General features: G+C 73.6%; 10 protein-coding genes and 1 pseudogene. 4 read left to right on the top strand and 7 right to left on the bottom strand.

Annotated elements, in window-relative coordinates:
- Positions 1–70 precede the first annotated feature (70 nt).
- On the top strand, positions 71–1,102 hold the full coding sequence (locus tag GA0070560_RS06525) for a phosphatidylinositol-specific phospholipase C domain-containing protein (protein WP_091292542.1): 1,032 nt from the start codon (positions 71–73) through the stop codon (positions 1,100–1,102).
- A 131-nt stretch (positions 1,103–1,233) separates the two neighbouring features.
- Here the strand turns inward: GA0070560_RS06525 and GA0070560_RS06520 are convergent.
- From GA0070560_RS06520 to mca, 3 genes and pseudogenes are all read right to left on the bottom strand, one after another.
- Positions 1,234–3,766: pseudogene (locus GA0070560_RS06520) on the bottom strand (putative bifunctional diguanylate cyclase/phosphodiesterase).
- Positions 3,767–3,944: 178 nt separating this feature from the next.
- Complete coding sequence (locus tag GA0070560_RS06515) at positions 3,945–4,238, bottom strand: hypothetical protein (RefSeq protein WP_091292540.1); 294 nt, start codon at positions 4,236–4,238, stop codon at positions 3,945–3,947.
- A gap of 48 nt (positions 4,239–4,286) precedes the next feature.
- Positions 4,287–5,168, bottom strand: a complete 882-nt coding sequence (gene mca / locus GA0070560_RS06510; RefSeq protein WP_091292538.1) for a mycothiol conjugate amidase Mca — start codon at positions 5,166–5,168, stop codon at positions 4,287–4,289.
- Between the two features lie 186 nt (positions 5,169–5,354).
- Between mca and GA0070560_RS06505 the strand changes: the two genes are divergently transcribed.
- On the top strand, positions 5,355–5,789 hold the full coding sequence (locus GA0070560_RS06505) for a DUF4307 domain-containing protein (protein ID WP_091292536.1): 435 nt from the start codon (positions 5,355–5,357) through the stop codon (positions 5,787–5,789).
- Positions 5,790–5,933: 144 nt separating this feature from the next.
- Positions 5,934–6,434 carry a transcription elongation factor GreA gene (gene greA, locus GA0070560_RS06500; protein WP_091292534.1) on the top strand — a complete coding sequence of 167 codons (501 nt, stop codon included), beginning with the start codon at positions 5,934–5,936 and terminating at the stop codon, positions 6,432–6,434.
- A 70-nt stretch (positions 6,435–6,504) separates the two neighbouring features.
- Here the strand turns inward: greA and ilvA are convergent, their stop codons facing one another.
- From ilvA to GA0070560_RS06480, 4 genes are read right to left on the bottom strand one after another with little or no spacing between them, the layout of a single operon-like run.
- Positions 6,505–7,725 (bottom strand): threonine ammonia-lyase, encoded by a 1,221-nt coding sequence (gene ilvA, locus GA0070560_RS06495; protein ID WP_091292532.1) that lies wholly within the window; start codon positions 7,723–7,725, stop codon positions 6,505–6,507.
- Positions 7,722–8,528, bottom strand: a complete 807-nt coding sequence (locus GA0070560_RS06490) for a DUF4328 domain-containing protein (RefSeq protein ID WP_245675385.1) — start codon at positions 8,526–8,528, stop codon at positions 7,722–7,724. Before GA0070560_RS06490 ends, ilvA begins: the two co-directional genes overlap by 4 nt.
- An 11-nt stretch (positions 8,529–8,539) precedes the next feature.
- Complete coding sequence (locus GA0070560_RS06485) at positions 8,540–9,949, bottom strand: amidase (protein WP_091292528.1); 1,410 nt, start codon at positions 9,947–9,949, stop codon at positions 8,540–8,542.
- Between the two features lie 16 nt (positions 9,950–9,965).
- Positions 9,966–11,108 (bottom strand): cystathionine gamma-synthase, encoded by a 1,143-nt coding sequence (locus GA0070560_RS06480; RefSeq protein WP_091292526.1) that lies wholly within the window; start codon positions 11,106–11,108, stop codon positions 9,966–9,968.
- A gap of 192 nt (positions 11,109–11,300) precedes the next feature.
- On the opposite strand from GA0070560_RS06480, the gene GA0070560_RS06475 reads away from it, so the two are divergent.
- Entirely contained in the window at positions 11,301–11,720 is a 420-nt protein-coding gene (locus GA0070560_RS06475) for an HIT family protein (protein WP_091292524.1), read from the top strand.
- The last annotated feature ends 72 nt before the right edge of the window (positions 11,721–11,792 follow it).

Raw genomic sequence — 11,792 nt, 5'->3', positions numbered from 1 at the left:
CCTCGTTCACGTTCATCTATTTATATCTGTGCATGCCGGCGGTGGTCGCCGGCCTCGCGAGGAGGCACGCATGCGCGGATTCCGTACCCTGACAGCCCTCACCTCGGTCGCGGTGCTCACGGCGGTGCTCACCGGACAACCCGCCTCCGCCGCCGTGGACCCGCAGACCCGCGTCTCCGGGACCACCGCCGTCGGCACCCACAACGCGTACGAGAAGAGCACCTACACCTACCTGGCGCAGGCGCTCGACGCGCGGCCCGGCCTGATCGAGCTGGACGTCTGGCCGGACGTGTTCACCCGGCAGTGGCGGGTCAGCCACTCCAACCCGCTCGGCAACGACAACAACTGCGTCGCCGCCACCAGCGCCGCCCAGCTCTACACCGGCACCCGCAACAAGAACCTGGAGCACTGCCTGGACGACATCCGGCTCTGGCTCGACGCCCACCCCGACGCCGGCCCGATCCAGCTCAAGCTGGAGTTGAAGACGGGTTTCAGCTCCCGTACCGGGCAGGGGCCGGTCCAGCTCGACGCGCTGCTCGCGGCCCGCCTGGGCACCCGGGTCTTCCGCCCGGCCGACCTGAAGGGCGGGTACCCGACGCTCGACGCCGCCGCCCGGGCGAACGCCTGGCCGAGCCGGCAGCAGCTCGCCGGCAAGGTGATCGTCGAGCTGATCCCGGGCACGGTCGAGGAGGGCAACCCGACCGACACCCTCTGGACCGACGTCGAATACGCCCAGAACCTGAGGGCGCTCGCCGCGGCCGGCACGCTGGAGCGGGCGCAGGCGTTCCCCGCCGTACACCGGGCCCAGGCCGGCGACCCTCGCACCCGGTACGCCGACGCCGGTCTGCGCCCGTGGTTCGTCCTGTTCGACGGTGACGCGGGCGCGTACGTCACCGGCGGGATCGACACCTCCTGGTACGACGCCAACCACTACCTGCTGGTGATGACCGACGCGCAGAACGTCGCCCCGGCCGTGCCGGCGGGTGACGTCGAGGCCGCCCGGGCCCGGGTCGCCCAGCTCGCGGCCGCCCACGCCAGCATCGCCTCGGCGGACTGGGCCGCGATGCCCACCGTGGTCGGCGAGGTCGTCCCCCGCGGCTGACCCCTCCGGCCCCCCGGCCCCGCCCGCCTGTTCGGGCGGGGCCGGGCGTGCCACGTCGGCGATGTGGCGGGGTCGGACGGACGTGGACACCGCCATCTCGCCGGCATGGAGTCGATCACCGCCGCAGACGGTCAGGAGGCGCCGTCGGCGCGCAGCGGGAGAACGTTCGACTCGGCGGAGTCGCGCAGCGACCCGAGCACCGCGCCGATCTTGTCGGCCGGCATCGGCTTGAAGAAGTGGTAGCCCTGCGCGGCGGTGCAGCCCAGCTCGGCCAGGGCGAGTCGCTGCTCGGCGGTCTCCACCCCCTCCGCGACCACCCGCAGCCCCAACTCGTGGGCGAGCCCGACGGTGGTCCGGACGATCGCGGCGGCCTCCGGCGAGTCGGCCATCCGGATCACGAAGGAACGGTCGACCTTCAACTCGTCCACGGCGATCCGGGTCAGGAAGGTCAGCGACGAGAAGCCGGTGCCGAAGTCGTCGACGGCGAGCTGAACGCCCATCGCCCGCAGGGTCGCCAGCACCTCGTCGATCACCTCCAGCTCGCTCATCACCACCGTCTCGGTGATCTCCAGGACCAGCCGGTGCGGCGGCACCTGGTGCCGGCGCAGCGCGTCGGCGATCTCGGCCGGAAGCCGGGGGTCGAGCAGGCTGCGCGCCGACAGGTTCACCGAGATCGGCACGTCCAGCCCCTGCCGGGTCCAGTCGGCCGCCACCGCGAGCGCCTTGTCCAGCACGTACCGGGTGAAGGTGCCGAGCTGCTCGCTGTTCTCCACCGGGCGGATGAAGTCCACCGGGCCGAGCCAGCCGCGCCGGGGGTGCCGCCAGCGGATCAGCGCCTCCACCCCGGTCGGGGCGCCGGTGGCCAGGTCGACCGCCGGTTGCAGGGCCAGCACCAGCTGGTCGTCGGTCTGCAACGCCTCCCGCAGCTCGGCCAGCAGCGCGAGCTGGTCGGTGCTCGCGGCGTCACGGGAGCTGTCGTACGCGGCGACGCTGCCGCCGCCCTCCTTGGCCTGGTACATCGCGATGTCGGCCCGGCGCAGCAGCTCAGTCAGGTCGGCGGTGCCCGCACCGGCCACCACCACCCCGACCGAGACCTCGACGGACATCCGCACCCCGGCCACCTCGGTCGGTGCGGCCAGCCGCTCGGCGATCTCCCGGGCCTGGCGCAGCGCGTACGCCATCGGGGCCGCCCGGTCGCCGACCACCGGGACCGAGGTCAGCAGCAGGGCGAACTCGTCGCCGCCGAGGCGGCCCAGCAGGTCGCCGGGGCGGGCGAGCGTGCCCAGCCGGTTGGCGGTCAGCCGCAGCAACTGGTCGCCGGCCGCGTGCCCGAGGGTGTCGTTGACCTCCTTGAACTGGTTGATGTCCAGCAGCAGGAGGGCGACGGGATGGTCGTGGGCGAGCTGCCGCAGCGACTGGTCGCCCTTGCTGAGCATGGCCGCCCGGTTGACCAGCCCGGTCAGCGCGTCGTGCACCGCCTCGTACGACGATCGGGCGCTGACCAGCCGCAGCTCCCGATGGGTGGCCGCGTCGTGCAGCGCGGCGGCGAGGGCGTCGGAGAAGGCGGCCACCGCGTCGCGCTCGCGAGCGCTCGGTGGCCCCGACGTGGGGAAGCGGACCCGCAGCTGGCCGACCACGACCTCGCCGACGGCGAGCTGGCGGGTCAGTTCGTGCTCACCGGCGGTGGACGGCCCGGGCGGGCCCACCTCCCGGTCGCGCACCTGGCCCGTGGCGTCACCCCGGTAGCGCCGCCACCGGCCGTCCCCCCGGACCACGTCGACGTCGACCAGGTCGGCGCCGAAGAGGTGCAGCGCGCCGGTCACCGCGGCGGTGGCCACCCCCCCGCTCGTCGAGCTGGTTGAGCGCGGCGGTGGCCTCGGCGAACGCCCGCCAGTCCCGGCGTTCCCGTTCGGCCCGCAGCCGGTGCCGGTAGGTCTGCTGGAGCAGCCAGAGCGGCGGCGGGAGCAGCAGCAGCCAGCGGGCGTCGATCTCCAGCAGCGCCACCACGGCCAGACCGACCGCCACGTTGCCGACGAACATCAGCAGCTTGCCGCGGAGCGCGGCGAGGATCGGCGGGCCGACGGGGACGCCGTGCCGTAGGGCCAGGGTGACCCCGCCGAGGCAGGCGGTGGCGAGCAGGTAGGTGACCGAGCCGGCGATCAGGGCCGTCGCGAGCCCCGGGGTGGGCGCGGCCAGCAGCGGCGAGCCGAACGCGGTGGCGACCGTGACGGCCAGCGCGGTGGCGGCGGTCAGCGAGGCGGCGATCCGCAGCACCTCGACCGGGGGCCGGCGGTCGACGGCCAGGGACATCCCGCCCCAGGCCAGGCCGACGCCGAGCAGCGCGGCGGCGGGCAGCCACCCGGGCGGCACGAAGTAGAGGCAGACGATCAGGGCGGCCTCGCCCCAGGTGATGCTGACCATGCCGGTCGCGGTGCGGAACCGCAGCCGGGCCAACTGGGCGACCGCGAACGCCGCGACGGCGAGGCCGAAGCGCGCCGGCGCGGGCAGGGGGTCGTCCGGCGGGAGCGTGACCGGGACGGTCAGGCCGATCACGACCGCTGCCAGCGCGGTGAGTGTGACGGCGGCGACCAGCAGGAGGACCCGCGGCGGGGTGCCGCGGGGGTCGGGCCGGTCGACGGGATCGCCGGCCCTGCCGGAGCTCACCGGCCCGCTCCGTCCGCCGGCGTCCGGGAGGCGCGCGGCACGGACGTTGCTGCCACGGTCATGGCGCCCCCCTCCCGCGCACGGCTCAGGGACTTTCGATCCCCCGGCGGAAGGCTAAGCCAATCCGGGTGGCCGCAACAGGGGGCGACGACCCGGATCGGCGTGAATCACGACCCGATCACCCGTTCCGGTGCTGCTGGTGGCCGTTGGGAGCATTCGTACGTGATTCCTGCGGCCCCGTCCCGTCGGTCGGATCGACGGCGGACGCGTCGGACCGGCCACCGTCGGCCGACCCGCGCTGGTCGGGGAAGCGGTCGGGCAGCCGGCGCAGCCGGGAGTTCATGTTGCGGATCAGGAGGATGGTGGCGGCGGACAGCAGCAGGATGAGGAGCAGGCCCATGGGCCCGGCCAGGCCACCCGTGCGGGTGTCACCGAAGTTGTTCGCCGCGAGCACCTGGGCAGCGGTCAGCATGGTGGGTCTCCGATGTGCGGTGGGGTTTCAGCGTAGCCCGATGCCCGGTCAGCGGGCATGGACCGTCTCGCGTACCCCGGCGAAGAGGTCCGACTCGGGCAGCGGGCTGTCGACCAGCGAGCGGACGAGTTCGAAGTCCTCCGTGGGCCAGGCGTGCTTCTGCAGCTCCATCGGCACGTGGAACCAGAAGCCGTCCGGGTCGATCTGGGTGGCGTGGGCCCGCAGCGCGTCGTCGCGGACGGGGAAGTAGTCGGCGCACTCGACCCGGGTGGTGATCCGGGGGCCCTTGTCCGGGCGGCCCTCCCAGCGGGTGATCCACTCCTCGTACGGCGATTCGAGACCGGCTTCGAGCATCCCCTCGTGCAGGGCCATGATCTTGCCCTTGGAGAACCCGATGTCGTAGTAGAGCTTGAGCGGCTGCCAGGGCTCACCGAGCTCCGGATAGCGCTCCGGGTCGCCGGCCGCGTCGAACGCCACAACGCTGATCTTGTGAGTCATGATGTGGTCGGGGTGCGGGTAACCGCCCTCCTCGTCGTACGTGGTGACGACGTGCGGGCGGAACTCGCGCATCAACCGCACCAGCGGGCCGGCGGCGACCTCGACGTCCTGCAGGGCGAAGCAGCCCTCGGGCAGCGGCGGCAGCGGGTCACCCTCGGGCAGCCCCGAGTCGACGAAGCCGAGCCACGCCTGCTCCACGCCGAGCACGGCCCGGGCCGCGTCCATCTCGGCCCGGCGGATGTCGGCGATGTTGGCCCAGACGTCGGGCCGGTCCATCTTCGGGTTGAGCACGCTGCCGCGCTCGCCACCGGTGCACGTCACGACCAGGACATCCACGCCTTCGGCGACGTATTTGGCGGTGGTCGCGGCGCCCTTGCTGGACTCGTCGTCCGGGTGCGCGTGCACGGCCATGAGACGCAGCTGCTCTGCCAACTCGGGCGCTCCTCGTCTGTGTCCGCCGGCGACCCGCCCGGGCCCCGGCTGACCTGCCGGAATCCTCCCCCCGCACCGGACCCTGCCGGCACCGACCTGTCATCCTTGACGAAGGACGGGCTGGGAGAATGGAACCCTCCCATTCTTGCCGATGCCACCGACAACGACGCCAGGAGATGCCCGCCGGTGACCGAGACGCACGCCACAATCCCATCGGGCGCGCCGGTGTTCCCGCCCGGTCGGTACGGCCGCCGGCGCGAGCCCGGGCGACGCCGTCCGCTGCTGGTCCGGCTGCTGGTGGCCGCCGTGGTCGCCGGGCTGAGCCTGGTCGCCGTGCAGCAGTACGCCCGCTACGGCGACCCGGACTACGACGCCGAGGTGATCACCTACACCGACATCACCGACACCGGTGTACAGGTCGACTTCCGGGTCACCGTGCCCGAGGGCGGTGCGGCGGTGTGCCTGCTGCGGGCCCGCTCGCACGACGGAGCCGAGGTGGGCCGGGCGGAGGTGCCCGTCGACGCCGCGCCCGGCGAGCGGCACCTCACCGTGCGGCACCGGGTCGCCACCACCGCGCGCCCCTTCATCGGCGAGGTGGTCCGCTGCCGGCCCGCCGGCTGAGCCCTGCGCCGACCGGCGCGGACGCTCCGACGTCCGATTCGCGTTCGGTTGCCCCCTGCTGATCGACAACACCCCGGGGTGTGCCGCGCTGGTAACTTGGTAACTCACCTGTCAGCCAGTCCGCACAACCGAGGAGAACGCCCTGTGTCCACCAACGGCAAAGAGGCGCCCGCCACCTGGCTGTCCCAGGACGCGTACGACCGCCTCCAGGCCGAGCTCGACGAGCTGATCGCCAACCGGCCGGTGATCGCCGCCGAGATCAACGCCCGGCGTGAGGAAGGCGACCTGCGGGAGAACGGTGGCTACCACGCCGCCCGCGAGGAACAGGGCAAGGCCGAGGGTCGCATCCTCTACCTCAAGGAGCTGCTGCGCACCGCCCAGGTCGGCGAGGCACCGACCGCCGACGCGGTGGCGCCCGGCATGGTGGTGACGATCTACTTCGACGACGACACCGACGACACCGAGACGTTCCTGCTCGGGTCGCGCGAGATCGCGTCCACCACCGAGCTGACCGTCTACAGCCCCGAGTCGGCGCTCGGCAAGGCGATCCTGGGTGGCCGCGCCGGCCAGGCCTGCACCTACACGGCGCCGAGCGGCGCCGACATCAAGGTGACGATCGTCAGCTTCGAGCCCTTCTCCGGCTGACTCCGGTCCCGCCGGGTCCACGACCCGGCGGGACCTTCCCGCGTACGCCGAGGCGTGGCGCCGTCAGGTGTCACGCCTCGGCCGCGAAGACCACCTGGTAGCCGCTGGCCCGCAACGCGCTGATCAGCGTGTCGGAGTGGGCCACACCGCGGGTCTCCACCGACAGCGCCACCTCCACCTCGCCGAGGCGCAGGTGCGGATTGGCCCGCTGGTGCTCGACGTCCACCACGTTCGCCCGGTGCTCGGCGATCTCGGCGAGCAGCGAGGCGAGCTGGCCGGGGCGGTCGGAGCAGCGCACCGTCACCCGCAGGTAGCGCCCGGCGGCGGCCAGGCCGTGCTCGATCACCCGCAGCATCAACAGCGGGTCGATGTTGCCGCCGGAGAGCACCGCGACGACCGGGGTCTCCACCTCGACCATCCCGGCCAGCAGCGCGGCCACGCCGACGGCGCCGGCCGGCTCCACCACCTGCTTGCCCCGCTCCAGCAGCATCAGCAGCGCCCGGGAGATGTCCTCCTCGGCGACCGTGACGATCTCGTCGACGAGCTTGCGGACGTGGGTGAAGGTGATCTCCCCCGGCCGGCCGACCGCGATGCCGTCGGCGATGGTGGAGAAGGCCGGCAGGCGCACCGGCTCGCCGGCGGCCAGCGAGGGCGGGAAGGCGGCGGCGCCGGCCGCCTGCACCCCGACCACCCGTACGTCGGGGCGCAACGCCTTGGCCGCCACCGCCATCCCGGAGATCAGGCCACCGCCGCCGACCCCGGTGACGATCGTCTTCACGGCCGGGCACTGTTCGAGGATCTCCAGCGCCACCGTGCCCTGGCCGGCGATCACGTCGCGGTGGTCGAACGGGTGGATCAGCACCGCCCCGGTGCGCTCGGCGAAGGTCTGCGCCGCCACCAGCGACTCGTCGACCGTGTTGCCGACCAGTTCGATCTGCGCGCCGTACCCCTTGGTGGCCGCCACCTTCGGCAGCGGCGCGTTGACCGGCATGAAGACCGTGGCGTGCGTGCCGACCAGACCGGCGGCGAGCGCCACCCCCTGGGCGTGGTTGCCGGCGCTCGCGGCCACCACGCCCAGGGCCCGCTCCTGCGCCGACAGCCGGGAGATCCGCACGTACGCGCCGCGCACCTTGTACGACCCGGCGCGCTGCATGTTCTCGCACTTCAACCAGACCGGTCCGCCGAGCGCGGCGCTCAGCGGCCGGGAGGGCTCCAGCGGCGTGGTGCGGGTGACGCCGGCGAGCAGATCCCGCGCGGCCCGTACGTCGGCGAGACCGACCAGTTCCGTCATGCCCCGATCGTGCCACCCGGCACCGGTGGGACCTGCGGTGACGTCACCGTCGTCCCCGGCAGGACCGGCCAGGCGGGCCTCCCCGACGCCACGCGCGCCTCCTGGGCGGACGAGATCCGCATGATCAGGACGACCAGCGCGGTGCCGGCCAGAGCGCAGCCGACCATCGGGAGCAGCTGCCAGAAGGCCGATGGATCGTCCATGTTGCCGGAGATCCGGTCACCGACCATGAAGGCCAGCCAGCCGGCCCACCAGAGGACGACCGACGGCGGGGTGCGCTCCCGCCAGAGGCTGTCGCGGGCCAGCTCGGCCAGCACCAGGAACGGCAGGACGAGGTTGACCAGCGGCACCAGCCAGCCGGCGATCCCCACGCCGGCGCTGAGTGACGCCCGGCTGCCCGGGAACGCGTCGAGGTTGCGTCGGGCGCGGTAGGTCCAGATGATGACCAGCACCCCGGCGGTGACCAGCGACACCAGGTGCAACAACCCCACCAGGCCGGTCGCGGCCACGGCCACCAGCGCCGACCGGCCGTCGTCCTGCCCCTGCGCCTGCTCGGCCAGCGTCGGGACGGCCAGCGCCACCAACCCCAACAGCTGGTAGCTCAGGGTGCCGACGCCCACCGCGACCGCGGCGGCCACTCCGATCTGACGTACGCCGTACGTGGGGACGTCCGGGTACAGCGGCGGCGACCCGACCGGGGTGTTGCAGGTGCCGCAGGCGTCGAAGCTGGGCGGCGCCTCGCTGGCGCAGGTCGGGCAGGGCACCGATGACCGTCCGAGGGGTTGCGTGGGGATGGTGCGCACACGCTAGACGATCAAGCGATGGTCGGCGACCCCGTTCCGACGCGCGGGTAGCCGGGGGCGTGCCGGGCCCAGGGCGCCTCCATCTCGAACTGCCCCGCCACGCCGAGCAGCAGCAGCTCCGAGCCGGGCGGACCGATGAGCTGCGCGGCGACCGGCAGGCCGTCCGGGCGACGGCCGACCGGCACCACGAGCGACGGCAGGCCGGCGATGTTCCACGGGGCCGCGTACGGGGCGTACCGGATGCTGGCCTTCATGTTCGCCAGCCAGGAGCGGCTGGACCAGGCGGTGGCCTCCGGCGGCGGTCCGGCCAGTGCCGGAGTGAGCAGCAGGTCCACCGAGTGGTCGGTGAAGAACCCGATCGACCGGTCCCGCCAGGCGGCCCGGTCGGCCTCCCGGACGTATCCCCGCCGCTGCGCCCACTCGCCGAGCGCGACGTGCCGGCGGCTGCGGCGCTGGAGGTGGCGCGGCGCGACGCCGGCGGCGCGCACGTCGGCGGCGGCCGCGGCGAACCAGGTGGCGATGCCCTGCAGGCCGAGCGCGGTCGGATAGACCGGGTCGGCGGGGACGGTGTCGTGGCCGGCGGCGGCGAGCAGCCGGCCGGCGGCGGCCACCGCGTCCCGGTTGGCCGCATCCGGCGCGACACCGCGCACCGGGGAGCGGAGCGAGACACCGACCCGCAGCCGCGACGGCGGGACCAGCTTCTCCTGGGGACGGCCGGCGAGCACCTGGAAGCCGACGGCCGCGTCGGCGACCGTGGTGGTGAGCATGCCGTGCTCGGTGAGGCCGAACCAGTCCTCCGCGCCGAGCTGGCAGGGGACGACGCCCCGGCCCGGCTTCAGCCCGACCAGTCCGCAGCAGGCCGCCGGGATGCGGATCGAGCCGAGACCGTCGTTGCCGTGCGCGATCGGCACCAGCCCGGCGGCCACCGCGGCGGCCGCGCCGCCGGAGGAGCCGCCGGGGGTACGGCCGGTGTCCCACGGGTTGCGGGTGATCGCCGTCTCGTCGTCGGTGAGGCCCCAGAGGCCGAGCTCCGGCATCCGGGTCACCCCGAGGATCACCGCGCCCGCGCCGCGCAGCCGGCGGACCACCTCGTGGTCGGCCTCCGCCACGGGCGTCCGCACCGCCGCCGACCCGTTCCAGGTGGGCAGGCCGGCGACGGCGGTGTTCTCCTTGACCGCGACGGGAACCCCGGCCAACGGGAGGTTGGCCAGGTCCTCCTGCTCGTCGACCTTCTCCGCCTCGGTGATCGCCTCCCCGCCGCGTACCGCGCGGAACGCGGCGAGGTCGGCGTCGGCCCGGGCGATGTGCTCCAGGTGGTCGGCGACGACCTGGGTGGCGGAGACGTCGCCCCGGCGTACGCCCCGGGCGATCTGCTTGGCGGTCGCCCCCACCCAGGTCGGCATGATGTCCTGCACGGCCACCCTCCCCAGCCAGCGGTCAGCCCAGCGCCTGCTCCAGATCGGCGAGCAGGTCGTCGACCGTCTCGATGCCGACAGACAGTCGCACGAGATCGCCGGGAACTTCAAGCGGCGAGCCGGCAGCACTTGCGTGTGTCATCCGGCCCGGGTGCTCGATCAGGGACTCCACGCCGCCGAGGGACTCGGCGAGGACGAAGAGCTTCGCCCGGTTGCAGATCTGGACGGCGTGCTCCTCGCCGCCGGCCGCGCGGAAGGAGATCATGCCGCCGAAGCGGCGCATCTGCTTGGCGGCCACCTCGTGGCCGGGGTGCGAGGGCAGGCCCGGGTAGATGACCTGACCGACCTTCGCGTGCCCCTCCAGGTACGCGGCGATCCGCTCGGCGTTGTCGCAGTGCCGGTCCATCCGTACCCCGAGGGTCTTGATGCCGCGCAGGGTGAGCCAGGCGTCGAACGGGCCGTTGATCGCGCCCATCGCGTTCTGGTGGTAGCGCAGCTCGTCGCCGAGCCCGGTGTCGGCGGCGATCAGCGCGCCACCGACCACGTCGGAGTGCCCGCCGACGTACTTGGTGGTGGAGTGGACCACCACGTCCGCGCCGTGCGCGATCGGCTGCTGCAGGTACGGCGAGGCGAAGGTGTTGTCGACCACCAGCAGCGCCCCGGCGTCGTGCGCGACGGCGGCGAGGGCGGCGATGTCGGCGATGCCGAGCAGCGGGTTCGTCGGCGTCTCCACCCAGACGATCTTCGTGCTGCCGGGCCGGATCACGGCCCGCACGGCGTCCGGGTCGGAGACCTTGGCCGGGGTGTACGCCAGCCCCCAGCGCTCCGCCACCCGGGCGAAGAGCCGGTACGTGCCGCCGTACGCGTCGTCCGGGATCACCACGTGGTCACCCGGCGTGCAGACCGTCCGCAGCAGGGTGTCCTCGGCGGCCAGGCCGCTGGCGAAGGCGAGCCCGACGGGGCCGCCCTCCAGGGCGGCGAGGCACTCCTGGAGCGCGTCGCGGGTGGGGTTGCCGGAGCGGCTGTACTCGTAGCCCTGCCGGGGCGCGCCGACGGCGTCCTGGGCGTAGGTGCTTGTCTGGTAGATCGGTGGGATCACCGCGCCGGTGCGGGCCTCGGGGTCCTGGCCGGCGTGGATGGCGAGCGTCTCGAAGCCGTGGTTCATGACCGAGACGTTAGTCGCCGCCGCTGTCCCATCTCCTGGAACCCGCACCGCGCGTCGGCGGGCAGCAGAGTCGATCCACTCCATTACGGCGATATCGCGGTGTCGGGCACCCGCTGACACCGCCACTTCGGCGACATGGAGTCGATCACGCCACCCGGCTTGCGGGCGGCGGGCGGCGGATAGGCTGCCGGGGTGCCGGGATGCGTGTTCTGCGGGATCGTGGCGGGCGAGGTGCCCGCGTTCCGGGTCGCCGACGAGGCGGACGGGGTGGCGTTCCTCGACACCCGGCCGGTCTTCAAGGGGCACGTGCTGGTGGTGCCCCGCACCCACATGCTCGCCCTGACCGATCTGCCCGCCGACTCGCTGCCCGGGTACTTCCGTTTCGTGCAACGCCTGGCCGTGGCGGTGGAGACCGGCCTGGGGGCCGGTGGCACGTTCGTGGCGATGAACAACAAGGTGTCCCAGTCCGTCCCGCACCTGCACACCCACGTGGTACCGAGGACGAAGGGGGACGGCCTGCGCGGCTTCTTCTGGCCGCGCACCCGCTACGCCGACGACGCCGAGGCGCAGGAGTACGCCGACCGGGTCGCCGCCGCGCTGCCGGCGGCCTGAGCGCCGGCAGCGCGGGTAAGGAAGTCAGGCCCGGCGGCGTTGCACGCGGGGAGAGGTACGAGAGGAGTCCCA

The sequence above is a fragment of the Micromonospora halophytica genome (assembly GCF_900090245.1).
Lineage (GTDB): Bacteria > Actinomycetota > Actinomycetes > Mycobacteriales > Micromonosporaceae > Micromonospora > Micromonospora halophytica.
The sequence above is the reverse complement of the archived record's forward strand: the minus strand, read 5'-3'. Positions and strand labels throughout refer to the sequence as shown.